Origin of the sequence: Bradyrhizobium sp. SRS-191 (assembly GCF_024586915.1) — a bacterium.
GTDB lineage: Bacteria > Pseudomonadota > Alphaproteobacteria > Rhizobiales > Xanthobacteraceae > Bradyrhizobium.
In genome coordinates this window covers 99,695-124,825 of sequence record NZ_JANBVS010000002.1, presented here as the reverse complement: position 1 = coordinate 124,825, position 25,131 = coordinate 99,695, and the positions used below count along the sequence as shown (strand labels likewise).

19 protein-coding genes are annotated in these 25,131 nt (G+C 65.3%); 7 read left to right on the top strand and 12 right to left on the bottom strand.

From position 1 onward, the window contains the following. Position 1: 1 nt before the first annotated feature. Positions 2 to 760 (bottom strand): ABC transporter substrate-binding protein, encoded by a 759-nt coding sequence (locus NLR35_RS04370; RefSeq protein WP_257165340.1) that lies wholly within the window; start codon positions 758 to 760, stop codon positions 2 to 4. 155 nt (positions 761 to 915) lie between these two features. Here NLR35_RS04370 and NLR35_RS04365 point away from each other — a divergent pair, with 155 nt between their 5' ends. Next, complete coding sequence (locus tag NLR35_RS04365) at positions 916 to 1,569, top strand: XRE family transcriptional regulator (RefSeq protein WP_257165339.1); 654 nt, start codon at positions 916 to 918, stop codon at positions 1,567 to 1,569. A 75-nt stretch (positions 1,570 to 1,644) separates the two neighbouring features. On the opposite strand, the gene NLR35_RS04360 is transcribed toward NLR35_RS04365, so the two are convergent. From NLR35_RS04360 to NLR35_RS04345, 4 genes are all read right to left on the bottom strand, one after another. Beyond that, positions 1,645 to 2,322, bottom strand: a complete 678-nt coding sequence (locus NLR35_RS04360) for an ATP-dependent Clp protease proteolytic subunit (protein WP_257165338.1) — start codon at positions 2,320 to 2,322, stop codon at positions 1,645 to 1,647. A 44-nt stretch (positions 2,323 to 2,366) separates the two neighbouring features. Then, positions 2,367 to 2,942: a hypothetical protein gene (locus NLR35_RS04355; protein ID WP_257165337.1), complete on the bottom strand. Its 576-nt coding sequence runs from the start codon at positions 2,940 to 2,942 to the stop codon at positions 2,367 to 2,369. 157 nt (positions 2,943 to 3,099) lie between these two features. Continuing rightward, on the bottom strand, positions 3,100 to 4,758 hold the full coding sequence (locus NLR35_RS04350) for a copper resistance D family protein (RefSeq protein ID WP_257165336.1): 1,659 nt from the start codon (positions 4,756 to 4,758) through the stop codon (positions 3,100 to 3,102). Positions 4,759 to 4,771: 13 nt separating this feature from the next. Continuing rightward, on the bottom strand, positions 4,772 to 5,128 hold the full coding sequence (locus NLR35_RS04345; protein WP_257165765.1) for a copper resistance CopC family protein: 357 nt from the start codon (positions 5,126 to 5,128) through the stop codon (positions 4,772 to 4,774). A gap of 334 nt (positions 5,129 to 5,462) precedes the next feature. Between NLR35_RS04345 and ilvD the strand changes: the two genes are divergently transcribed. Next, positions 5,463 to 7,301 (top strand): dihydroxy-acid dehydratase, encoded by a 1,839-nt coding sequence (gene ilvD / locus NLR35_RS04340; protein WP_257165335.1) that lies wholly within the window; start codon positions 5,463 to 5,465, stop codon positions 7,299 to 7,301. 398 nt (positions 7,302 to 7,699) lie between these two features. Here the strand turns inward: ilvD and NLR35_RS04335 are convergent, their stop codons facing one another. Further along, the gene (locus tag NLR35_RS04335; protein ID WP_257165334.1) at positions 7,700 to 8,608 is read right to left on the bottom strand and encodes an amino acid ABC transporter substrate-binding protein; all 909 of its coding nucleotides are present in this window, start codon (positions 8,606 to 8,608) and stop codon (positions 7,700 to 7,702) included. A gap of 179 nt (positions 8,609 to 8,787) precedes the next feature. Between NLR35_RS04335 and NLR35_RS04330 the strand changes: the two genes are divergently transcribed. The 3 genes from NLR35_RS04330 (at position 8,788) to NLR35_RS04320 (ending at position 10,616) form a co-directional block, all read left to right on the top strand. Further along, positions 8,788 to 9,075, top strand: coding sequence for a DUF3303 domain-containing protein (locus NLR35_RS04330; protein ID WP_257165333.1), 288 nt, complete (start codon positions 8,788 to 8,790; stop codon positions 9,073 to 9,075). 14 nt (positions 9,076 to 9,089) lie between these two features. After that, positions 9,090 to 9,482 (top strand): hypothetical protein, encoded by a 393-nt coding sequence (locus tag NLR35_RS04325; protein WP_257165332.1) that lies wholly within the window; start codon positions 9,090 to 9,092, stop codon positions 9,480 to 9,482. Between the two features lie 123 nt (positions 9,483 to 9,605). Beyond that, positions 9,606 to 10,616 (top strand): hypothetical protein, encoded by a 1,011-nt coding sequence (locus NLR35_RS04320; RefSeq protein WP_257165331.1) that lies wholly within the window; start codon positions 9,606 to 9,608, stop codon positions 10,614 to 10,616. 206 nt (positions 10,617 to 10,822) lie between these two features. On the opposite strand, the gene NLR35_RS04315 is transcribed toward NLR35_RS04320, so the two are convergent. The 4 genes from NLR35_RS04315 to NLR35_RS04300 form a co-directional block, all read right to left on the bottom strand. Next, positions 10,823 to 12,022, bottom strand: coding sequence for an adenylate/guanylate cyclase domain-containing protein (locus tag NLR35_RS04315; RefSeq protein ID WP_257165330.1), 1,200 nt, complete (start codon positions 12,020 to 12,022; stop codon positions 10,823 to 10,825). Positions 12,023 to 12,200: 178 nt separating this feature from the next. Continuing rightward, positions 12,201 to 13,544 (bottom strand): carbohydrate porin, encoded by a 1,344-nt coding sequence (locus tag NLR35_RS04310; RefSeq protein WP_257165329.1) that lies wholly within the window; start codon positions 13,542 to 13,544, stop codon positions 12,201 to 12,203. A gap of 1,122 nt (positions 13,545 to 14,666) precedes the next feature. Beyond that, the gene (locus tag NLR35_RS04305) at positions 14,667 to 17,624 is read right to left on the bottom strand and encodes a bifunctional [glutamine synthetase] adenylyltransferase/[glutamine synthetase]-adenylyl-L-tyrosine phosphorylase (protein WP_257165328.1); all 2,958 of its coding nucleotides are present in this window, start codon (positions 17,622 to 17,624) and stop codon (positions 14,667 to 14,669) included. Then, positions 17,621 to 19,081, bottom strand: coding sequence for an ATP-binding protein (locus NLR35_RS04300; RefSeq protein WP_257165327.1), 1,461 nt, complete (start codon positions 19,079 to 19,081; stop codon positions 17,621 to 17,623). The genes NLR35_RS04305 and NLR35_RS04300 overlap by 4 nt, the downstream gene beginning before the upstream one ends. Positions 19,082 to 19,325: 244 nt before the next feature. Between NLR35_RS04300 and NLR35_RS04295 the strand changes: the two genes are divergently transcribed. Next, positions 19,326 to 19,697: a hypothetical protein gene (locus tag NLR35_RS04295; protein WP_257165326.1), complete on the top strand. Its 372-nt coding sequence runs from the start codon at positions 19,326 to 19,328 to the stop codon at positions 19,695 to 19,697. 52 nt (positions 19,698 to 19,749) lie between these two features. On the opposite strand, the gene NLR35_RS04290 is transcribed toward NLR35_RS04295, so the two are convergent. After that, positions 19,750 to 20,430 carry a response regulator transcription factor gene (locus NLR35_RS04290; protein ID WP_257165764.1) on the bottom strand — a complete coding sequence of 227 codons (681 nt, stop codon included), beginning with the start codon at positions 20,428 to 20,430 and terminating at the stop codon, positions 19,750 to 19,752. Between the two features lie 264 nt (positions 20,431 to 20,694). Next, a complete protein-coding gene (locus NLR35_RS04285; RefSeq protein WP_257165325.1) occupies positions 20,695 to 22,284 on the bottom strand; it encodes a Do family serine endopeptidase in 1,590 nt (529 codons plus the stop codon). 1,365 nt (positions 22,285 to 23,649) lie between these two features. On the opposite strand from NLR35_RS04285, the gene NLR35_RS04280 reads away from it, so the two are divergent. Continuing rightward, the gene (locus NLR35_RS04280; RefSeq protein ID WP_257165324.1) at positions 23,650 to 24,927 is read left to right on the top strand and encodes an ATP-binding protein; all 1,278 of its coding nucleotides are present in this window, start codon (positions 23,650 to 23,652) and stop codon (positions 24,925 to 24,927) included. Positions 24,928 to 25,131 lie beyond the last annotated feature (204 nt).

The following is a 25,131-nucleotide window of genomic DNA, read 5'->3' as shown; positions in this document are numbered from 1 at the left end:
GTCAGCCCTTCAGGCCCCATTTGTCGAGGATCTTGTCTACCGTCCCGTTCGCCTTCAGCTTGGCCAGCGAAGCGTTGATCTTGCCGAGCAGCTCGGCCTCGCCCTTGCGCACGGCGATGCCGACCGAGCCGACCGTGACGGGCTTGTAGCTGGCGACGAGCCGCGCATCGGGAAAGGCCCCCTGCTTGAGATTGTAGGCGAGGATCGGATAGTCGGCGAAGCCGGCCTTGAGGCGGCCGGTGTTCACATCACGCAGGATGTCGGGAATGGTGTCGTAGGCCTTCACGTCCGAGAACAGGCCGGACTTCTTCAGCGCATCGACGAAGGCGGTACCGACCTGCGCGCCGACCACCTCGCCCTTGAGATCCTCCTGCGAGGCATAGGCCTTGGTGTCGGCCTTGGGCACGATCAGGCCCTCGCCATAGGTGTAGATCGGATCGGAGAAATCGACGACCTCCTTGCGCGGCGGCGTGATGAACATCGCCGCGGCGATGATGTCGATCTTGCTGGAGGTGAGAGAGGGGATCAGCGCCGAGAACTGCATCGGCTCGATCTGCACGTTGAAGCCGGCGTCCTTGCCGATCTCGGTCATGAGATCGACCATCACGCCCTGGATCTGGTTGGTCTTGGTGTCGAGGAAGGTGAAGGGAATGCCGGTCGGGGTCGAGCCAACCTTGAGCACCTGCTGCGCAGAGGCTGGCGTCACCGCGGCCACGACGAGCGCCGCACAGGCGGCCTGAACCAAACGCTTCAACAGCATCGCATCCCCCTTTGGACCCGGTGCGTCTCACCGGTCGCGCACGGCGACCGTTGCGGGCCGCGCCGTTTCGGCCTATTTTCACCAATATGAAAATTTGGCCATACTTCGCCTGATCATGCAAGCGGTTTTCATGCACATGAAGGAAGCGGACTGACGTGAGTGGTGGCAGGAGATTGCGCAAACCGGGCGCAGCCGAGCCTTCCCGGAAACGCAAGGCGCCGTCGGCCGCGCCGGGGGGCGAGCCGGCGATGGACGTTGCGGTGGGCAGGCGCATCCGCGATCTCAGGCGCGACAGGAAATTGTCGCTCGAGACCGTCGCGGCGGAGACCGCGCTATCGATCGGCTTTCTCAGCCAGATCGAGCGCGGCCTGTCGTCACCATCGCTGCGCGTGCTGGCGACGCTGGCCGATGTGCTCGGCGTCGGCATTGCCGCGCTGTTCGGCTCCAGCCCGGGCGGCGATGCGGCGTCCGACTCCGTGGTCACGCGCGGCGCGCAGCGCCCGGAGCTGAAGCTGTGGCGCACCGGCGTCTCGAAGCAGCTGCTGAGCGCGGCCGGCGCCGACAACAAGCTCAACCTGTTCCTGGTGCATCTGGAGCCCGGCGGCTCGACCGGCGACGAGCTCTACACGCATGACGGCGAGGAAGCGGGCCTGGTGCTCGACGGCGAGATGATGCTGACGGTCGATGCCGAGACCTGGTCGCTCAAGACCGGCGACAGCTTCCGCTTCGCCAGCCGACGGCCGCACCGCTTCTCCAATCCGTCCGACGACGCCAAAGCCGTCGTGCTTTGGGTCAATTGCGTAACGTGAACGATCTCACGCCGCGCGATCATCCAGCAGGATCGGCCTGACCAAGAACGCTACCGGCCGCGGCGGCTGCGGCGGCTATCGGCCCGATGCACGCACGAGACCATCGACGATGCCGGAGCCCTCATCAACGAGTTGCTGAGCGCTCATCCATACATCGCGCCCCGCGATCTTCTTCCGCAAGCCCGCAAGCCAGAGCGCGCTGACGCCGCGAATGCCCATGTCGTGACGGAACATCTCGTCGGTGACCGTGGTCTTGACGAGCGTCGACAACGCCGCCTCCTCGGCGGCGCCGATCTCCCGGCGCTTCAGCTCATCGCGTGCACTGCTGTTCAGGCTGGCCTCGTGAAACATGAAGTTGGCTTCGGGGTCAGCCATGCGCCTGGCGCCGGCGAGGAAGATCGGCACACACATCGAGGCGCAGACCCCTGCTCTTTCGACGAGCGTGTCGACCGTTCGATCGCGTCCGCGGATCACGGCGACGACGTCGCGGCCATGCTGGATCGAGCCGCCCGGCGAATTCAGCAGCAGCACCAGCCGGCGCGGGTCGGCCCGGTAGCGATCCAGCGCCGCGCCGACGCGCTCGCTCATCGGCGGCTCCACCGGCCCGCTCCAGCCGAGCACGATGCGGTCCGGCTCTTCCTTGACCGACAGGATCTGCCGGGACGCGACGTCTCCCGAGCCGGACGGCAATTGGAAGGAGCCCCAGAGCAGCAGGACGCCGCAGATGATGCCGAGTGATTTCAACAGGGGCACGGTGGCCTACACAATCCAGGCAGGAGTGAACCTGCACCGCGTTGTCAGGAATTGACCTTCTTCCAGAAGGTGAGCGCCGCAGCTGCCGTCATCAGGGCCAGGATGACCGTCCCGAAGACGAACGTCAGCGTCCGGTTCCAGAGCTTCGTTTCCACCGCGTAGTGGATCGAGACCGCCGCACGATCCGCCGTCGAGCGCACCGGCACGATCGCCTCGCCGCCGCCGCCCGCGAAAAGCATGAAGAAGTCGACCTTGATCGGCGCTCGATCAGGCTGGGCAACGGAGACGATGGTGGCGGTGCAGTTGGTGATCACGAAGTTCGTTCGCTTGCACTTTCCCTCGGTCGCCCGCAGGTCGTAGGCTGGTTGCCACGTGCCAACCAGATGCCGATCGCGCCGGAGATCCGGGCCGTAGCTGGTGAGAAATCCATAGAGGAACGCGCCACAGACCAGCGTGGCAATGGCCCAGCGGATCGGACCGCCCTTGACTGGACGGTCCTCGGTCGCGACGTCGCTTCTTGCAGTATCGGTCCTTGCAGTATCCGGTCTTACAGTGGCCATCTCGGCACTGAACGTCTGCGCCGAGGCGCCAACACCGGACTGGCGTTTGCCGAACGTCATTGTGGTCTCTCCTGACACCAACGCGTTCGCTACCTAAGGGTGAATTTTATAAGAACTCTCTAAAGCCTATCGACGAATTATCTCGATATTGACAGATCGCACACACGCAAGAGCTGTACCCCTGATCGGCACGCCTCGCGGCCTTGACGGGCGCATCTCACGCCTCGCGATAGTCCAGCAGGATCAGCCCGACCAGCACGAACGCCACCGGCCACACCCAGGCCGCGACACGGCTGATCTTGCCATCCATGCGCAGCTCCAGCCAGCGCGCCCAGCCGGCGGTGATGCCGCACAAGGCCAGCGGCGTGTGGCTCACCTCAATCAGCAGTTGGTCCTTGATGTTGGCGATGGCGTGCGAATGCGTCATCAGCAGCGCGCCGCCGGCGGCGACCGTCAGCGGAAACACCAGCGCCGCGCGTCCCGCCTGCTGCCCGCGCAGCCGCACCCGCCATTCGAACAGGCCGAACAGGATGATCAGCACCACGAACAGCCGGTGCTGCGCCACTTCCGGATCGCGCCACGAGGCCCAGAAGCCGATCGGGCCGAGCGGCCAGGCCATCTCGTCGGCGCGCAGGAACAGGAACGCCGCCATCACCAGGAACAGCAGCGGCCAGTGCCGCGCCCATCGGCCCCAGGAGAAGCGCTCGATCAGCGCGAGCACGCCGATCAGCACGACGAAGATGCCCGCCCAATGGTGGTTGTATTCCGACCAGGCGATATCAGCCGCGCTACGCGGCAGGATCACGCCCTCGCCCGGCACATAGGCCTGCGGCGCGGTCACGCGCTGCGCATCGGCGGCATCGATCTTGGCCTGGAGCTGGGAGACCGTGAGCTGGTCCACCGAGGGGCTGGTCAGCCGCGGCCATTGCGGCGCGGCGCGCTCGACGATCTCCGACCAGCTCAGCCGGTCCTGGCTGAGATCGATGCCGGGCGGCAGCGAGGTCAGCGAGCCCGCGGTGAGCAGCACCGTCAGCCCGATGCCGAGCTCGACCTCGACGAAGCGCTTCATCCGCGAGAGCGGCGCTGAGGGATCGCCGCGACGCAGGCGCTCGACGGCGAGGAAATTGCCGGCGCCGAGCGCGAGCAGCATCAGCAGCATCGCGACCTTGGCCGAGGTCATCACGCCATAGGCCGTGCCGTAGATCGCCTCGAACGAGCCGAGATAGGCGACGGCCATGATCGTGCCGCCCGTCACGATGGCCGCGACGGAAGCCATCGACATCAGCGAATAGCGCCGGCCGATACGGCGCTGATCGTCCTCCAACGGGCAGCCGTTCAGCGCCATCAGGAAATACGGCAGTCCGCCGATCCACACGCCCGCGCCGAACATGTGCAGGAAATCGGCCGCGAGCAGCGGCCAGCGCACGTCGAGCCGGCTGGCTGCGTGGGTGAGGTTGAGCTGCATGGCCAGCGCAAGCCCCGTCAGCGCCACCAGCGCCGCGGCGCGCCACGTCACCCAGGTGCCGGTCCGCGCCAGCACGGCGATGCCAAGGGCGCAGGCGGCAACGACGACGCCCGAGCGGACGAAGTCCGCGCCGATGGCCTCCCACAGCGACAAATCGAGCGTGCCGGTGAGCGCCGCCATGTTGACGGCCAGCGAGACCATCACCACGGCGAACCAGCCGGTAGCGCTGCGGCGCAGGAACCGCTGTGCCCGCTTCCCCACCACCAGCGCATCCGCTGACAGTTTGTCCTGCATCGGCCGCATCAGCAGGAGCTGGAACGCGATGCCGCCGATGGTGAACGACTGCGCCAGCAGGGTCAGCCCGCGCAGCACCACCGAGAGATAGCCGAAGATGTCGAGGAACAGCGCCATGACAGCAAGACGGCTAGCGCACGGTGAACGGGATGTCGCCGCGGGTGATGTGGCCGTCGACGCTGAGCACCTGCCATTGCAGGTGCCAAGCGCCGGGGCTGAGCGCCCTCGCCTGCGCGTCGATCTCATCGGCCGGCGCATCCGCGGCGGGGCTCAGCGCCTGCTCGGCTCCGTCAGGCGCCTTCAGCTTCAACCGCGACCTCGTGTGATCGATGCGGCTGTTGAAGCGCAGCCGGATCGCGAGCGCGTCCTTGTCGATGGTCGCGCCCGAGGCGGGCTGCGAGGAGACGATGATGGCGTGGGCCGAGGCGGCGCCGGGCAAGGCGAGAGCGGCCAGGGGCAGCAGGAGGCGAAGTCGCAGGGCGAGCATGGGATCGATGGCCGACATCTGAGGATGCACAGCATCCCGCAAGCAAGAGCTGCGCCCGGAAAAGAACGATTCCGTTCTAATCTATGGCAGCCGCCCGTTCCACACCTCACCACAATGCCGTGAGCTGAGCTGTGGACAGTTCCTTTTGCACGCAGCCCTCCGACACCTGCCCTGCCCCTCCCGCATCCCCGCTGCGGCGAAATTTAGGGTCGAATCGTCAAGGACTTCGCTGTATGCCTCCGGCACGTTTTGCCGCCCGTCCGGCCGTCGCGGCCAGCCGCCCCGCCCGCCGGACCAACATTGCCTTCCCTGAGGAACGCTTGAGGACACCGTCATGCCCGCCTATCGCTCCCGCACCTCCACCCATGGCCGCAACATGGCCGGCGCCCGCGGCCTGTGGCGCGCCACCGGCATGACCAACGAGGATTTCGGCAAGCCGATCATCGCCGTGGTCAACTCCTTCACCCAGTTCGTGCCCGGCCACGTCCACCTCAAGGACCTCGGTCAGCTGGTCGCCCGCGAGATCGAGAAAGCCGGCGGCGTTGCCAAGGAATTCAACACCATCGCCGTCGACGACGGCATCGCGATGGGCCATGACGGCATGCTCTACAGCCTGCCGTCGCGCGAGCTGATCGCCGACAGCACCGAATACATGGTCAACGCGCATTGCGCCGACGCCATGGTCTGCATCTCCAATTGCGACAAGATCACCCCCGGCATGCTGATGGCCGCGATGCGGCTCAACATCCCCGCGGTGTTCGTCTCGGGCGGCCCGATGGAGGCCGGCAAGGTCAACATCCAGGGCAAGCTGCGCAAGGTCGACCTGATCGACGCGATGATCACGGCCGCCGACGACAAGGTTTCGGACGCAGATGTCGAGGTGATGGAGCGCTCGGCCTGCCCGACCTGCGGCTCCTGCTCCGGCATGTTCACGGCCAATTCGATGAACTGCCTGACCGAGGCGCTCGGCCTGTCCCTGCCCGGCAACGGCTCGGTGCTCGCGACGCATGCCGACCGCCGCGGCCTGTTCGTCGAGGCCGGACATCTGATCGTCGATCTCGCCCGCCGCTACTACGAGCAGGACGACGCCTCCGTGCTGCCGCGCTCGATCGCCAACTTCAAGGCGTTCGAGAACGCCATGAGCATGGACATCGCGATGGGCGGCTCGACCAACACCGTGCTGCATCTGCTCGCCGCCGCGCATGAGGGCGAGATCCCCTTCACGATGACCGACATCGACCGCCTGTCGCGCAAGGTCCCCTGCCTGTGCAAGGTCGCGCCGGCCGTGGCCGACGTGCACATGGAGGACGTGCATCGCGCCGGCGGCGTGATGGGCATCCTCGGCGAGCTCGCCCGCGCCGGCCTGCTGCACACGGAGCTGCCGAGCGTGCATTCGGCCTCGCTGGCATCAGCGCTGGAGCGCTGGGATATCCGCCAGACGTCGAGCGAAAGCGTCAAGAACTTCTACATGGCCGCACCGGGTGGCGTGCCGACACAGGTCGCCTTCAGCCAGGACCGCCGCTACCAGGAGCTCGATCTCGACCGCGAGAAGGGCTGCATCCGCGACATGGAGCACGCCTACTCCAAGGACGGCGGCCTCGCCGTTCTCACCGGCAACATCGCCCAGGACGGCTGCATCGTGAAGACCGCTGGCGTCGATGCCTCGATCCTGAAATTCGCAGGTCCCGCGCGCGTCATGGAGAGCCAGGACGCGGCGGTCGAGGCGATCCTCACCAACAAGATCAAGGAAGGCGACATCGTCGTCATCATCTATGAAGGCCCGCGCGGCGGCCCCGGCATGCAGGAGATGCTGTATCCGACCAGCTATCTGAAGTCGAAAGGCCTCGGCAAAGCCTGCGCGCTGATCACCGACGGCCGCTTCTCCGGCGGCACCTCGGGCCTGTCGATCGGCCACGTCTCGCCGGAAGCCGCCGAGGGCGGACTGATCGGCCTGGTGCAGGAAGGCGACCGCATCGAGATCGACATCCCCAACCGCACCATTCACCTGGCGGTGTCGGACGAGGAGCTCGCGAAGCGGCGCGCTGCGATGGAAGCGAAGGGCGACCAGGCCTGGAAGCCGAAGACCCGCGCCCGCAAGGTCTCGACCGCGCTCAAGGCCTACGCAGCGTTCGCGAGCAGCGCCGCCAAGGGCGCGGTGCGTATCGTGAAGTAAGTAAGGCTGCCCTTCTCCCCGTGAAGAACCCGGAGAGGGAGCGCACCGTTCGTGTGGATGCCTCGAATCGCGTCGGCGATGCGAAGCTCATCATGGACGGCAAGCTCATTGTCTTGAGGCAGTAATCTGTCGGCGTCGACGGTGCAACCTCTCCCCGCCCTTTGCGGGGAGAGGTCGGATTGCGAAGCAATCCGGGTGAGGGGCATGGCACTGACGAAGCCTCATCGCAGCTCCATCGGATTCGTAAGGCGTCCTTCGATAGCAGCACCACCCGTACGGCTGCCCCTCACCCCGACCCTCTCCCCGTGAAGAACGGGAAGAGGGAGCGCACCGCTTGCGCGGCTATTCATCGAGCCTCAGCTAACGAAAGGCTCGGTAGAATTTCTTCCGTTCATCCCTCAATACGCCTTCGGATCGCCGCTGTCGTTCGGCTGCGCGAACGCCTTTTGCAGCACCGCCGTCATGGGGAAGTTGAAGTTCACGCCCTTGGGCGGCACCGGGCTCATGAACCACTTCGCATACAACGTCGCGATCTCCGGACTGGTGTAGAGCTTGGTCGTCGCGCGGTCGACGACGGCCTTGAAGGCGGGATCGTCCTTGCGCAGCATGATGCCGTAGGGCTCGGGCATCGAGAACTGATCTGTCGAGATCGCGAAGTCCGCCGGCGCCTTGGCGCTGGCGACGAGGCCTGCGAGCAGGATGTCGTCCATCACATAGGCGTCGGCGCGGCCGTTCTCGACCATCAGGAATCCCTCGGCATTGTCCTTCGCCGCGACGATGTTGAGGCCGAGCTGGCGGGATGTATTGGCCTCGTAGAGCTGCTTGATGTTGGTGGTGCCCGACGTCGAGGCCACCGTCTTGCCCTTGAGATCGTCGATCGTCTTCAGGCCGCTCGCGGCCTTGGCGACGAAGCGATTGGCGGTGAGGAAATAAGTGTGGGAGAACGACACCAGCCGCTGCCGGTCGAGGTTGTTGGTGGTCGAGGCGCATTCCAGATCGATGGTGCCGTTGGCCATCAGCGGAATGCGGGTCGCCGACGACACCGGCGTCAGCTTGACGTCGAGCTTGTCGAGCTTCAGCGTCGTCTTGATCTCGTCGACGATCTTGCCGCAGATGTCGAGCGCGAAGCCGAGCGGCTTCTGGTTGTCATCGATGTAGGAGAACGGCAGCGAGGTTTCGCGGTAGCCGACCGTGATCGCGCCGGTCTCCTTGACCTTCTGCAGCGTGCCGGTCAGCTCCTCGGCAACCGCGGGTGCAACCAGCACCGTTGCGACCAGAGCATACGCGACGAGACGTGCCTTGTTCATTGGCTTCCCTTGGCTTTGGATACGGGTAGCCCGGCAAAAGCAAGGAGCGGGCCACGGCTCCTGCATCCGCGCCCTTCACGGCTTGGCTGGAGCAACATCCGCGACGGGCTGACTTCTTGCGGCGCTGGCGCGACGGCGCGACCCAGCTCATAATACCGACGCATCGAGATGAGGCGCGCATGCTGTTCATGGTCATCGAACGTTTCAAGGACCGCGACCCGATCCCCGTCTACCGCCGCGTCCGCGACCCCGGCATCATTTTTCCGGATGGCTTGAAATACATCGGCAGCTGGATCGAGCCGAATTTCGACCGCTGCTTCCAGCTGATGGAATGCGACGATGCGCGGCTGCTGCAGCAATGGATCCTGGCCAACGCCCGCGACACCGGCATGACCTTCGAAATCGTGCCGGTGGTGACCAGCGCCGAGACGCGCGAGGTGGTGGCGCCGTTTCTGGATCAAAGCTGAGGCGCGAGCGGATCGTGTTCGATTATCCGACGCAGCTTCTCGGGGTCTGCCTGATCTCCTATGCAATCGCGGTGCTGATGCCATCGTGGCGGGCGCTGGCGGTGGCAACGCTGCTGCTCGCGCTGGCGACCACGATCGGCGCCCTGCGCGACTGGTGGACGCCAGCGCAAGGCGGCTGCAGCAACGCTTGTACGCTCGAAGATCTGCTCGACATCCCGTTGCTGCCGATCGCAAGAGCCGGCTTCATCACCGGAGCCATCGTTCGGGCGCTCACATTCTTGCCGCAGGCCCGCAGCCTGTCGCCGCGGGCCGTCGTCCTGGTATGTCTCGCCGGGAGCGCAGCTGCGCTTGCCATCCTCGTGTTCGCGCCGAGCCTCGTCTACTGGCGGCCGCTGCGGATCCTCTAGGTGCGAGACAGCGTCGTTCATTGCTGCGGTGAGCTGCGATGATCTACACTTTGGTCACGTGCGATCGGCAGGCGCCGAGGCGATGGCGCCTCATCTGATTGCCAATGATGAAAGGCTGACGTCGTGGACTGGTTCGAACGATTGACCGGCTTCAAGGAGACCGACTATGCCTCCACGCGCGCGAGGCTCGCCTGCGAAGATGGACGGCTGACGTCTCTGGTCAACGGCAAGACCTATCTTACCGGACGGCTGGAGCTGCCGAGATTGTCGGAGCTCCGGACCATGGTTCAAGGCTCGGCGTATCGCAGCGGGCGACTTCGCGTGAGCCTCGTCAGCGGCGACGTCCGCACCCTGCATCTATTTCCGGAGTTCGCGGGCGCCCTGTTCCAGGTCGCGTCGCAGTTCAATCTGCTGGAGATGATCGGACCGCACGCCACCCCCGAAGACGGCGTGACGATCTATCAGTCCGATCCGACGCAGGGACCTGCCTGCGCCATCGCCGCAGGCGCCGCGACGATCTACCGGAACTACTTTGTCCCGGTCGGAGAGGAAACGGGTCAGACCTGCGACCGGCAACTCGATGCGCTCGCAGATCTCGGTGCGGCGCTCAGGAGCCGCCTGCCCGGCAACACCGGCGAACTCTGGGCGATGACCAACGGCTACGCGCTGTGTACGCGAAACGGCCTCGACACCGTTGCAGCGCTCCTTGGAGTAAGCAGCCCCGAGGAGATCGATGCGCTGCGCGGACATCTCCGGATCGGCATTCACAGCGATGTCGAACTGACCGACGCAACCGAGCCGATGCCGACGGTGTCGCAGGCGTTCTGCTCCGCGCTCCCCGTGGCCTATGGCTCGCCCGCCCCTCGATATTGGGAGTCATTCGCTCGCCTCATCCTGGAGGCCACCTACGAGGCAACGATCTGGGCGGCAGTCCTCAACGCCATCAGCGGCTCGAACATCGTGCTGCTCACCAGCGTCGGCGGCGGCGCATTCGGCAATGAGGAAACCTGGATCGAAGACGCGCTGCGCCGCGCGCTGTCGCTGGCGTCCGGCTTCGACCTCGACGTCAGGCTCGTCAGCTATGATCGACCGACCGAAACATTCCTGAGGCTGCAGCGAGAGTTCGGCAGCTGAGCGATACGGTGTGCACGGGGCAGCGTGTTCACCATCTTCGACCAGCGCGAGGACGCGTAGGGTGGGCAAAGGCGCGGCCGCGCCATCTCGTCATATGAGATCGCCGTGACGCCGTGCCCACCGTCTCACCGCGAATTGCGATCGACGGTGGGCACGCGTCCGCCTGGCGGCGGCCGCTCTCCACGCCCTACAAGAACGCCGCGCCCCTACCCTTCGAACGCAAACAGCTCGATCGGGTCGCTGAAGCCGCGCACCGGAAATTCGCCGACACGCTCGAGCGCGAACGGCCCTTCGACGAGTTCGGCGAAGGCGCGTGACATCAGCACCGGGCGGCCGACCTGCTTGGTCAGCGCCTCCATCCGCGAGGCCATGTTGACCGCCGGTCCGATGACGGTGAAATCCAGCCGCGTGCGCGAGCCGATATTGCCGTACATGACGTCGCCGACATGGATGCCGATGCCGTAGCGCAGCGGCGCACGGCCGCCTTCGGCATGACGCTCGTTCAGCTCCGCCATGGCCTGCCTGGCACCGGTGACGGCGTGCAGCAGGTTCTCGCAAGCGCCGGGCTGGCTGAGCGGGAAGATCGCCAGCAGGCCGTCACCGATGAATTTCAGGATCTCACCGCCATGCTGGGTGATCGGCTCGACCATCGCGTCGAAATAGCCGTTGAGCAGATCGATGACGTCATCGCGCGGCCAGTTGTCGGAGATCTTGGTGAAGTCGCGGAGATCGCAGATCATGATCGCGGCGCGTACGGTCTCGCCGCTGCCGCGCCGGGTCGCGCCGGCCAGCACCATCTCGCCGGCATGGGGCCCGACATAGGTTTCGAGCAATGTGCGCGCCAGCCGGTTCTTGATGCGGATCTCGCTGACCAGCGCCAGCACCGGCAACAGCCGCTTCAGCGCATCGATCTCGGCATCATCGAAACCGCCCTCACTATCGGTCGCGAAAGTGACGCAGTGCCGCTTGCCGAGGGTGTGGAGGATCGGCCAGGCGACATAGTCGGTCAGGCCCTGCGCCCGCATGTCGTCATAGACGCCGTGCTGCCGGCCCAGCGCGGCATCACCAGCCAGATTCTCGCGGATTTCGTCCGCCCCGTGATAGACCTCGCTCACCGGGCTGCCGATGAATTCGGCCCGCTCGCCGACGTCGTAGTCGACGCGGTTGATCTCGGAGCTCTCCATCCCGTCGCTCCACAGGATGCGCGCGCCGAGCCATTGCGGATGATTGATCTGCACATGCAAGGATGCCCGCTTCACCGGGATGCCGGCGCGCTGCAGCCGAAGACACATCTGCGCGAAGATGTTGTCGATGAAGCGTTCGTCGTGGGTGCCGTTGGTGAGCCAGTCCACGACCTCGTCGCCAAGGCGCTGGCCGGGGGCGAGATGGGCGTCGGTTGCGGTCATGGCGGTCTCCTGGGCGGGCTCGGCAATGCCCCGGGAGATGTCGTGTCGCAGCGCAAAAGAGTCAACCGATACCAACGCATCGCGCCCCCACCCGGATGGGTAGGGGCGGACTGAGCGCGCGCATCGGCAAACGAAGAGGGGCGGATGCTGGACATCCGCCCCTCGCCTGATTTGCAGCTCAGAAGTGGACCACGGTGCGGAGGCCGAGGACGACGGCATTGCCGGTCTTCACACCGGCGGCATTGAAGCCGCGGCCGCCCGGATTGATCACGTACTGGGCGTCGAACTTCAGGTTCATCCAGCCGGTCGCCTGCCAGCCGTACCAGGCCTCGAGCGGGACTTCGTTGCCGCCGGCATTCGGCGTCAGCGCCGCCGAGTTGACATGCGTGGTGCCGACCGCGAAGCCGACCTCGTCCTCAGGCCGGAACGAGAATGTTCCGGTGTGCTTGATGCCCCAGGAGACCTGGTAGTCCTGATACGCGGTGCGGTGATCGGCGACGCTGGTGTTGAGGAAGGTGTACCAGCCCTGCGCCTTCGGCCCCTCGACGGTCAAGCGCTGCAGGATCGATTCGTAGATCCCATAGCGACCGCGCGAGCTGCTGAGGTTCTGGTCGCCCACGCCCGGACCGCCGACGTAGACGCCGGTGATGCCAGGCAGGCCGCCATCGATGGTCGAAGCGCTGTCATACCAGCCGCCGAAGCGCCAGGTGCCGTTGAGCGGACCGCTCGGCTCATACACCACCTCGACCGGCACCAGGACGCCCGAGGCCGGATTGGAGCGCGCAATGCCCGGCGCGAGATAGACGCCGGCGTCGGATGTGGTCAGGTAGTTCGGATTGGCGTCGTAGACACCGACCGACAGCTTCCACTCCTTGGTGAAGTTGTAGTGCGCCACGCCGGCCCACTGGCTGACCGGCCAGTTGTAGATGTAGCCACCCTGGATGTTGCCGGGCTGGCCGCCGCAGAAGGTCAGGTTGATGAACTCGCACTGGCCGAAGAAGAAGTCCGAGCCGACCGGCAGCCGGCCGCCCTTCAGCACGAGGCGGTCATCGAAAAGCTTCTGCTGATAGTAGAGCTCGGTGAGGCGCAGGATGTTGCCGCGGCCGAACACCTCGTTGGTCAGCATCAGCGCCGGAATGCCGGCTTCGCTGTTGAGATTCTTGCCGAAGCGATCGACCAACGTCACGCCGATCAGGCCGCCCGGAATGCCGGCGAGCTTGGCCATGTCGAACTTGGCCTCGAACCACAATTGCCCGGCATTCGCTGACGTCTTGCGGGATCCGCCCGACAGATTGGTGACAGCTTCGTCACCCAGCGTGAGCGCGAGCGAGATGCCCTGCTCCTTCAGCTTGGTCCGGCCGAGATCGCCGAACAGATACGGCCGCGTCCAAAAATCATCGGTATAGGGGACCGGTGCCGGTGCCTTCGTCGGCAGATCTGCCGCGACAGCCCCACTCCCCATCAAACAAGACAACGCGACCCCTGCGCCGCACATGCGCGCGGTCGTCACAAACCCACTCATTTTCCTGCTCCTCGCAGCGCCCCAGGCTCTGGCTGTTATCTGACGCGTCCGGTCCAGAGCCTCCGCCCGGCACGCGCTTCCCCACGGCTCAACCCCAGTCGCCGCCCATTTGTTAGGCGAATTTGTCAACCTGAGATTGGATGGTCAGCCTAGCAAGCGCTCGGGTGCCTTTGAATAGTCATATTATATCTTGGAGTCGGTATATGCGTAACTGTGACATGAGTGTCACATACCGCATTGCGAAATATACACTCACGCGCGAGGCATCCGTTGCCTGCAATTGCGGCACACCCTCAGGCATGAGGTCCGCAAGGCTTAAGCCGCTGCGTGTGGGCATGCTGACGCCCACCGCTCCGATTCCGGCAGACAACGGCAAAGGAGAGAGTCGCCGTCGCGGCGCGCCTAGTTTCGACATCCTTGGCGGAGGCTCGTTGATTTGCCCGACGAGCAGCGTTCGTGACGCAGACGCGGCCCGACGGCCATCATCCTGCTATCGAAGTCGCCTGCGCCAAAAAACTTAATTCGCCATCCGCCTCAGTCACATCGCTGCTTTCAAGAGGATCGCGCAAAACAAAGGGCTTCCGAAAATCAGCAAGTCATGTCTATTCTCTCCCCGTTCCGGTCCGGATGAGGGACGTACGCGTCGTCACGACACGTTGGGCCGGCAATGCGGTGGACGTGAGGGCATCAGCGCGCTTTACGGCGCGGACGAATGATGGGCTCGCGGACGTGAAGTCGCGTGGTCCTGACACCCCGAAGCTGGTGTCCCCCGCGCAATGCGCGCAAGCGCAGTGCGGCGAACGGTGGCCAACAAGCCGGTGCACCGAGGAGATCGCGTATAAGCGTTAAAACCATCGCGCAGGGAATGCCGGGTCGAATCGGCTGCACCTGTGGTGACTGCCGCCTGCTTTTCTTGCTGCAGGCGGGCCATGGGTGAGGCCTTCACCCGGCATTCCCTGCGCCCTCATCATCGTTCGAGGGCGGACGCCTTCCGCATCCTCCGGGCGCGATCGCGCCGCGGATGCGTTGTTGCTTGCTTTGCTGTTTGACCGGTTGAAGATGATGGACGGAGCATGCCGATGTCGCACGCATCGAAAGTGAGCGCCGCTTTCGATGCAGCGGTCAGCCTTCGAGCAGCGCCGTGAACACCCGCCGCACCTCGCTCTGCGTCTCGCGCACGCGCGCCTCCAGCGCCGAGAAATCCGGCGCGTCGCCGGCCCGCGCCAGCACCCGCAACAGATCCTCGCCGGCTTGGTCTGGCTTGAACTTGTCGCTGACGCACAGGCGCAGGATCTGCGTGAGGTCATGATAGAGCCGCGCCGCCTGGCGCAGGATCACGGCTTCCGCGCGCGCCAACACGCCGAGCCGTTCGGCATTGTCGAGCACCGTCAGCGAGCTGACGTCGAGAATCTCGGGCGTCGTCGCGGCATGGACGAGTTGCAGATATTGCGCGACGAAATCGATATCGACCATGCCGCCGGCGGCGTGCTTGAGGTCCCACAGATCGGTCTCGCCCTTCTCTGCAGCGATGGCGCGGCGCATGTCCGCGACATCGCGCGCGATCGCCTGGGCATCGCGGCTGCGGCGCAGCGCGGTCTGGATGATCTCCTCGATGCGGGCGCGGAACGCCGGCGAGGCCGAGATCACGCGCGCGCGCGTCAGCGCCATGTGCTCCCAGGTCCAGGCCTCCTGCTCCTGATAATGCGCGAAGGAATCGATGTGCGAGGCGAGCGGGCCGGCGCGCCCCGAGGGACGCAGCCGCATGTCGATGTCGTAGAGCACGCCGTAATTGGTGCGCGAGGTGAAGGCGGAGATCAGCCGCTGCGTGAAACGGGCGAAGTAATGCGCGCCCTGCAGCGGCCGCTCACCGTCGGAGTCGGGCGCGTCGGCGTCGAAGTCATACAGCAGGATCAGGTCGAGATCGGACGACGCCGTCATCTCGCGCGCGCCGAGCCGGCCCATGGCGATGATCGCGGTCTCCTGGCCCTTGATGCGGCCGTGCTGCGCGGCGAAGCGATCGGTGACGAGGCCGTGCACCGTGTGCGCGATGCCCTCGGCAACGTCGGCGAAGGCCGTGCCGGCCTGCTGGGCCGACACCGTGCCCGAGAGAATGCGCGTGCCGATCAGGAACAGGCTCTCCTGGCCGAACAGCCGGAGGCGGTCGAGAAACTCCTCATAGGTGCCGGCATCCTGCAGGGTCGCGGCCAGACGTTCCGACAATTCGCGCTTGTCGGGGATCGCGCCGAAAAAGCGCGGATCGATCAGGCCGTCCATCAGCCGCGGCTGCCGCGCCAGCATGTCGCCGAGCCGGGGGGCCGCGCCAAGCACGAGGGCTACGAGCGCGACGAGATCGCGGTTCTGTCCGAGCAGGGTGATGAGCCGGCCGCCGAGCTGCAGCGCCTGCAGGAAGCGGTCGAACGCGACGACGGCGCGATCGGGCTCGTCGGCATGAGCGAGCCCGACGATCAGCGCCGGCAGGAACTCGTTGAACGCTGTGCGCGTCGTGTCGGTGCGGAACACGCGGTACTCGCCGGCGAGCCATTGCTGCAGCGTCTTGGCGACCATGACCGGATCGCGGAAGCCGAGGCCTGCGAGATGCTCCATCAGGCGCGGCTCGTCGGGACCGGCGCCGTAGTTCACCGGCGGCAGGCTCACGGTGCCGGTGGGATCGCCCTCGAACAGCCGCGCGTAGTGTCCCTGCACGATGTTGAGGTGGAACAGCAGGTCGGTCGCAAAGCGCTCGCGACTGTCGTAGCCGAAGAAGCAGGCGAAGCGGCTCACACCCTCGACGTCGTCGGGAAGACTGTGGATCTGCTCATCGGCCATCATCTGCAGCCGGTGCTCGACGCGGCGCAGGAACTCATAGGCCGCGGTGAGCTCGTCGCGCGCCTGCTCGGTGATCCATTTGCTCGCGGTCAGCACATCGAGCGCCTGCAAGGTCGGGCGCACGCGCAGCTCCGGGTGACGGCCGCCGGCGATCAGCTGCTGGGTCTGGGCGAAGAACTCGATCTCGCGGATGCCGCCGCGGCCGACCTTGACGTTGTGGCCTTCGACCGCAATCTCGCTCTGGCCGCGATAGACCTGCATCTGCCGCTTCATGTCGTGCACGTCGGTCAGCGCCTGGAAGTCGAGATGCTTGCGCCAGACGAACGGCGACAGCTCGGCCAGCATCGCCTCGCCCGCCGCGACGTCGCCGGCGCAGATGCGGGCCTTGATCATCGCGGCACGTTCCCAGGTGCGGCCCTCCCGCTCGTAGTAATGCAGCGCCGCCTCGGTCGACATCGCCACCTGCGTCGAGGCGGGATCCGGCCGCAGCCGGAGGTCGACGCGGAACACATAGCCGTCCGCGGTCCGGCTCTGCAGCAGCCGCGCCATGGCCTGGGTGACGCGGACGAAGAACGGCTGCGGCTCGATGTCGCGTGCGAGGGAATTCGCCTCGGGATCGAAGAACACGATCAGGTCGATGTCGCTGGAATAGTTCAGCTCGCCCGCGCCCATTTTGCCCATCGCCAGCACGAACAGCCCGATGCCCTGCTCCGGCCGCTCGACATCCGGTGGGGCGAGCCGGCCGCGTGCGGTCTCCTGCCGCAGCAGATAGCGCAGCGCCATCTGCACCGAGGACACGGCGACATCGGTCAGCCCTGCCGTCACCTGCATCACCGGCCAGACGCCGCCGATGTCGCACAGCGCGATCAGCAGCGCCGCCTCCGCCTTCAACTGCCGCAGCAGGCGCATGACGTCGGCTTCGCTGGTCGCGGCGAACACCTCGCGGCCGGTGCGGGCGATCAGCTCGTCGAGATGCGCCTGCGGCTCGCAGCGCAAGAGGCGGTCGAGACGTTGCCCGTCGGCGCGGACGAGATCGGAGAGATAGGGCGAGCATTCGGCGATGCCGAGCAGGATCGTGCGCGCCCAGCCTTCTCCGAGCAGCGCACCGAGCGAGGCGGCCAGGGAGGGCTCGAGCTCGGCGAGCCAGTCTTGCAGACGGTGTTCGGCTTTGTCGGGCGCACGGACATGCGGGCCGGCAACGAAACGCCCGGCCAGATTCTGCCCGTCCGCGTTTCCCGGCGCGGATGAGGTCATGCGGCCTTCTGTGGCACATCCTGTGTCGGCGCCGCAAGCTTCGCGGGCACGCCTGCGCCGGCGGGCAGAACGAGCGTCGCGATCAGCCCGGGTCTGGCATCGCCGAGCCGGAGCTCGCCGCCATGCAACGTCGCCACCGCGGAGGCGAGACTGAGGCCGAGGCCGGAACCGGGCAAGGTCCGGCTCGCCTCAAGCCGCACGAAGCGCTCGACCGCGTGCTTGCGCTCGGCCTCGGGGATGCCCTCGCCGTGGTCGGTGACGCTGAGCAGCACCTGGGAGCCCTCGCGCCGCGCCTCGATCAGGATCTCGCGACTCGCCGCCGCGGCGCTGGCATCGAGCGGCAGCGCCGCCGGCTTGCCGTATTTGATCGCGTTCTCGACGAGATTGGCGAGCGCCTGGCTGATCAGCTCGCGATTGCCATGCACCGGCGCAGCCGCCGCCTTGACGCGCAGGGTCATCTCGTTGTCCTCGGCGAGCGGCTCATACAGCTCGTGGATGCCGCCGGCGACCTCTGCGGCGTCGAACTCGACCATGTCACCGCGCGCCTGCCCCGATTCCGCGCGCGCGATCATCAACAGCGCATTGAAGGTCCGGATCAGGCCATCGGATTCCTCGATCGTCCGCTCCAGCGCGCCGCGATACTCCTCCTCCGAGCGCGACTTCGACAGCGCCTCCTCGGCGCGGTTGCGCAGCCGCGTCAGCGGCGTCTTGAGGTCATGCGCGATGTTGTCGGAGACCTCCTTGAGGCCGGTCATCAGCGCCTCGATGCGCTCCAGCATCGCATTGAGATTTTCGGCGAGACGATCGAGCTCGTCGCCGCTGCGGCCGACCGGCAGACGGCCCGACAGATCGCCGTCCATGATCCGCCGCGTCGTGCCGGTCATCGCGTCGATCCGGACCAGCACACGCCGCGCCACGAAGATGCCGCCGCCGATGCCGAGCACGATGACCACGAGCACCGACCATTGCGCCGCCTTGGCGACGATGCCGAACAGCCGCCGCCGCTCCTCGAGATCACGGCCGATCAAAAGCCGAAAGCCGCTCGACAGTTGCGTGACATAGACCAGCGCGCGATGGTTCTGCTCGCTGGAATCATCCAGCCGCCGGTAGAACGTCTCCGACCAGCCGGAGCTGCCCATCACGCCCGGCGCCAGAGCGTCGACATTGCCGGCGACCTGTTGCCCGGTGGGCGTCGTGAGCAAATAGAGATTGGCGCCGGGGCGCAGCGCGCGGCTCTGGATCGTGCCGACGATCCAGCGCAGGCCACCGCGGGTGTAGATATCGGTCATCTCGCCAATCTCAGAGCTGACCGTGGTCGAGATCTGCTCGGTGATGAGGCGGCGGGTGTTCCAGGCGAAATAGCCGAGCAGCGAGGCGGCAAACAGCGCAAACAACAACAGATAGACCAGCGTCAGCCGGAAGGCCGTGGTGCGGATCAGCTTGCCGAAGGCCGTCACGGAAACGTCCTCGCCCCGCCGAGGCGCGCGGCGCTCCACGATCCGGATTCCTTCACCGGACCGCCTGCGTCGCTCTCTATCTCAAGGTGCATAGCAAGCCTCACGAACGTTTGAAGTGCCGATCGCCGGCTTTGTGAACGGGTTCACCGACTGCGCCGGAACCAACGTCTACTGAGTTCACGTCCGACGCAAACGTTGGACCTTCATTGTCGCAGACCATCATTTCAGAAGGGAAGAATTGAGAATGACGACCACGATCGACAAGATCACCAATCAATCCGCGGCTCCTGTGGCCTACGTCGGCAAGAAGGGCGGAACGCCGACCGGCTGGGCCTCCTGGGCCTTCGCGCCCAACGCCCCCGACCAGGGCTTCGGCTGGGACGTCACGGGCAACTTCAAGGACCAGGCGCTCCTCACATCGGCCGGCGAGTGGTGGGTCTGGGATAACAACTGGACGATCTTTTTCCAGAATGTGCAGACCGGGCAGCAGGTCGCGGTGCCGGTGAGCGGCAGCGGCATCCTGCACATCCAGGTCACGGTCGACGCCGCCGGCATGGTCTCCGGCAGTCAGCTCAAGTCCGAAACGGCCGACGCTCAGCTCGCGCGCGCCAGCTAAGGCGCTCCGATCAGCGAGGCTGGCGGCCGACCCCGCGGTCGGTCGCCATGGTCTAGCGAAGCCCGTCACGGATCATGTACCCCGCGCCGCGGATGGTGTGGAGCAGCGGACGGTCAAAACCCTTGTCGATCTTGGAGCGCAGCCGCGAGATGTGGACGTCGATCACGTTGGTCTGCGGATCGAAGTGATAGTCCCAGACGTTCTCCAGCAGCATCGTGCGCGTGACAACCTGCCCCGCATGCTTCATCAGATATTCGAGCAGGCGAAACTCGCGCGGCTGCAGGGTCAATTCGTCCTTGCCGCGGGCGACGCGATGCGACAGACGGTCGAGCTCGAGATCGCCGACCTTGTAGGTCGTCTCCTCAGCCGGCCCGCCATGGCGGCGCGACAGCACCTCGACGCGGGCGAGCAGCTCGGCAAAGGCGTAAGGCTTGGGCAGATAGTCGTCGCCGCCGGCGCGCAGGCCCTTGATGCGGTCATCGACCTGGCCGAGCGCGGACAGAATCAACACCGGCGAGCGGTTGCCCTTGTCGCGCAGCGCGCCGATCAGCGACAGGCCGTCGCGCTTGGGCAGCATGCGGTCGACCACCAGCACGTCGTAATCGCCGCTTTCGGCCATGGCGAGCCCCTCCTCGCCGTCACTGGCGAGGTCTGCGACATGTCCGACCTCGCGGAACGCCTTGACCAGATAGTCGGCGGACTCGCGGTCGTCTTCGATGATCAGGAGGCGCATTGCGGAAACGGGGGCGACGGTCACGGTTGGATGTCCATCTACATGGCCCGGCTGCCGTTTCCGTGCAAGGCGGCGTCAGCGCGGGGGCGATCGACAGGAAAGTGGGCGGTGAAGCTGGGGGACTTCACCGCCCGAGTTCCTTCCGACGGAGGGGGGCATTGTTCCTGACGGAAGGGTTGCGGGAGCGGGACTTGAAGCCCGCCCCCAGGAAGAGCCGCCGGCGCGGGGGCAACAGGCCGGCGACCCTCCATCTCGTGAACGCCTTTAGCCTTTCGCCAGCGGCACCGCGACGAAGCGCGACTGGCCGCCGCTCTTCACGCGCATCAGCACGCTGTTCTTGTTGTCGGCCTTGGCGGCATTAATCGCCTCGCGGACGTCACCGGCCGAGGTCACCGACTTGCCGGCGACTTCGAGGATCACGTCGCCTTCCTTGAAGCCGCGGTCGGCTGCGGCGCTCTTGGGGTCGACCTGGGTGACGATGACGCCGTCCTTGCCGGCGCCGGCCACGCTCGACGCGGGAGCGACGGTCATGCCGAGCTTCGGCACATCGGCGCCGCGAGTAGGATTCGCGTTGTCGTTGTCACCGCCGGTGTCGGCCTTGGCCTCGATGGTGTTCGGCAGCTTGCCGAGCGTGAGGTTGACGGTCTTGTCCTGGCCCTTCGACAGCACGTTGAGCTTGACCGCCGCGCCCGGCGCGATGCCGCCGATGGTGCGGGCGAGCTCACGCGCGTCCTTCACCGGCTCGCCGTTGACGGCCGTGATGACGTCGCCGGACACGATGCCCGCCTTGGCCGCCGGGCCGTTGGCCTGCGGCTCGGCAACCAGGGCGCCCTCGGCCTTCTTCATGCCGAGGCTGTCGGCGATGTCCTGCGTCACCGGCTGGATCTGCACGCCGATCCAGCCGCGGCTGACCGAGCCGTTGTCCTTGAGCTGCGCCACCACGCTCTTCACCGTGGAGGCCGGGATCGAGAACGCGATGCCGACGCTGCCGCCGGACGGCGAATAGATCGCGGTGTTCACGCCGACCACGTTGCCGTCGACATCGAACGCCGGACCGCCGGAGTTGCCCTTGTTCACGGGCGCGTCGATCTGGATGAAATCGTCATACGGGCCGTTGCCGATGTCGCGGCCCACGGCCGAGACGATGCCCGCTGTCACGGTGCCGCCGAGACCGAAGGGATTGCCGACCGCCAGCACCCAGTCGCCGATGCGCGGCTTGCCGTCGGCGAGTTTCGCGAACGGGAAGTTCGAGCCGCCCTCGACCTTGATCAGCGCGAGATCGGTGCGCTGGTCGGTGCCGATCACCTTGGCGCTGTAGGTCTTGCCGTCGTCGGTCGTCACCTCGACCTTGTCGGCGCCGTCGACCACGTGATTGTTGGTCACGGCATAGCCGTCGGCGGAGATGAAGAAGCCGGAGCCCTGCCCGGTCACGGCGCGACCGCCACCACGGCCGCCGCGGCCGGGCATGCCGGGAATGCCGTTCTCACCGCCGAAGCGGCGGAAGAAGCGCTCCATCGGCGAGCCCGGCTGGAACGGCGTGTCGTCGTCATTGTCGTTCTTGGCGACCTTCTCGGCGATGTTGACCTTGACCGAAATCACCGACGGCTTCACCCGCTCCACGATGTCGGCAAAGCCGACCGGGCGCGCGACCTTGCTGACTTCGTTGGCGACCTGCGCATGCGCCGAGGTCGAGAACAGGTTCAGCGGCGCGCCCTGCGGCGACAGCCCATAGGCGGCGACGCCGAGGCCCGCGACGACGGAGGCCATCAGCGCAAACTTGCGCGCCGAGAACAGGCCACGCCGGGGCTGGCGATAGGAGGGAAGCGAGGACAGGTCGGTCGGACGGTCAGTCATACGGTTTTCTCCGCAAGTGATTTTGGTCAAGGTCTAAATCGTGTGTCCCGGGCTGTTCGCCCCGTTCGCCAGTGAACATGGGGCGCGCCGCCTTACGGCGTGCTGGCTGCGGCGTTAAACTTCTGTAATGGACGGACACACAGACTGCGGCAGAATGGCGCAGATGGCAGAGCGGCGGGGAAAAGGCATTTCCAGACAATGGGTTGGGGGATTCTCCTGTGCCCGAGGCCGGCCATGTTTATGACCATCCATCCAAAAGTATGAACTCCCGTAGGGCGGGTTAGCCGCAGGCGTAACCCGCCACCCCTCAACGGCCCCAGAGCCACCGTCCCCGTCGCCCGCATGAGCGAAGCGACATGCGGTTTCCCGCCCCTGCCGTTGTCGCGCAAGCCGCCGCACCCATCGTCGTCGTCCCGGACAAGCCGTGACGCGCAAAGCGCGGCACGGCGCCGATAAGGGACCCATACGCCGCAGCCGTCATGTGGGCGAAAAAGCCAATGACCAGCCTGCCTCAAACCGCTCCCTGGGGTATGGGTCCCGGCGTTCGCCGGGACGACACTGTGTTTGTTGAATGCCCCGCCTCCAACAAGCTGCGTCATTGCGAGCGAAGCGCGCCTTGCTGGAGATGAAGCGCGAGACAACATCGCGATCTACATTGTCAAACAGCCTTTGGAGACACCTAACAGCGGCCGGACACACCCAACACTGAGTCGCGCCTCCACATCCTCGCCGCGCATCCCGCGCCCGAGTCATGCCCGTCAAACTCGCACCCTCACAGCGAGGGCACAGGGAAGGCCGGGCGCTGGCCGCGCCCGTGGCCCGCCTGCAAACAAAAAGCAGGCGGCAGTCACCACAGGTCTGGCCGAACACGCCCGGCCCTCCCTGTGCGATGGTGTTAACGCTTATACGTGCTCTCCCCGGGGACCGGCTCTTGACCCCGTCGCCTGGCGGATCATCCCCGCCGGCTTGGCCGCAGCACCGGGCGACCAGGACCACACGATTTCACGTCCGCACGCCGCCGTTCGTCGGCGAGGCCAAAGCCCCGCATGCAGCAGCCCGCGTCCATCGCATTCCGCATCCGACGTCCGTGACGATCGCGATACGCCCCCTCGGTGGAACGGAACGAGGCGGAAGATACGGGTGATTTGGGGTGGCAGGCAAGAGGATTTTTGATTTTCGGAATATTTCGTCGGATTTGGAAGGTGATGTGATCTGGGGGAGCGATCTTCGTGAGCTCGGTATTATGTGGAATCCAGCAATTTCGCTTCTAGCCGCGCTCGAGTAGAGCGAGGCAGCTATAGTCATGGGCCATGCGTGTGAGTCGCCTTTAGGTTAGCCTCTGGATAGATCTGGGAGCCGAACGTAATGTCGCTTAACGGCATCAGTGACGAGCTACTAAAAGAGCTGCTCGCCGAGCACCTGACACCTTCTAAGTCAATCCAAACGCCGGAGCGGCTGTTCGGTCGAACCAAAAACCTTCGCACTATCGATCGGGCGCTGAGTTCTCCCGGGCGGCAAATCTTCATTCACGGAGATCGAGGCGTAGGAAAGACGTCATTGGCGCTCACTGCAGCAAACCTGCACACAGATAGCACATTAAAACCGATACATGTAATGTGCGGTGCACATAGCACCTTCGCCGAAGTCATCCATGCGATTGGAGCTGCAACAGTTCCAGTGGAGCGTCGGCTTGGAGAGCGAGCAACAGGCGGCGGCTTTAACTTCAACCTACCGGGCGGAATTGGTGGAGTGGGCTTCACCCGACCAACGGTCAGTACTGGCTCCATGGAAGCGCCTAAGTCGCTCAACGAGGCGTTGGACATCGTTCGTTATGTGGCTCAGGTCGCCAAAGGGAAGCAAGTCGTAATCATCGATGAGATGGAGCGTGTAAGCTCGGCCGATGAGCGAGAAAAATTTGCGGAGTTTATCAAGAATCTCCAAGAGATGCCGGACAACCTTCGTTTCATCTTCTGCGGTATTGGACATGACCTTACGGAGCTTCTACAGGCACATGCCTCCGCTGGCAGGATACTGGAAACGATAAAACTTGAGCGCTTGAACCATAGTGATCTATGGCAAATTATTACGGTCGTTGCTGACAGGCTTAAAGTTAAAATCCAACGAGACGCGCTCATTCGGATAGGGCAAATCAGCGACGGTTTTCCCCATTACGTTCACCTGATTGGTGAGTCCCTATTCTGGAGCATGTTCGACGATCCAGAACTAGTAACAATATCTAACGCCTCCCACTTCAAGACAGGAATCGAGGGCGCGCTTCAACGAACCGAGGCGATGCTAAGAGCGCAATATGAAAAAGCTACGCGAAAGACGCGCAATACAGCCGACTATGAGGATGCGCTTTGGGCGCTTGCTGATAGCACAGCCGACAGCCGGCAGATCGCACAGATCTATGAAAGTTCGTACACGTGGATTGTAGCCAAACGCGCACGTGTACGTTTGCCGCGCGATAGACTTAATCAACGTTACTTGGCCCTTCGAAAGGATACGCACGGCCGTATTGTCGTTGGGTTCGGCTCCGGATGGTACGCCTTTCGCGAAAATATCATGCGGGGCTATGTGCGCTTACGTGCGGTCCACGAGGGTATTGATTTGGGTCGGCACAATACGACGGCGGGTGACTAGCGGGGTAGCACGGATGAGCGCAGCGACATCCGGGGGCATCTCTAAAGCTCGTGTGACTCGGATGTCGCTGCGCTCATCAGGGCTACAGGGACGGCCCGCCCAATCGGCGGTCCGTAGGGCGGCTTAGCCGGAGGCGTAAGCCGCCGCTCTTTGTTGGGCGGGGATGGCGGATTACGCTGCGCTAATCCGCCCTACGCGTCGGCG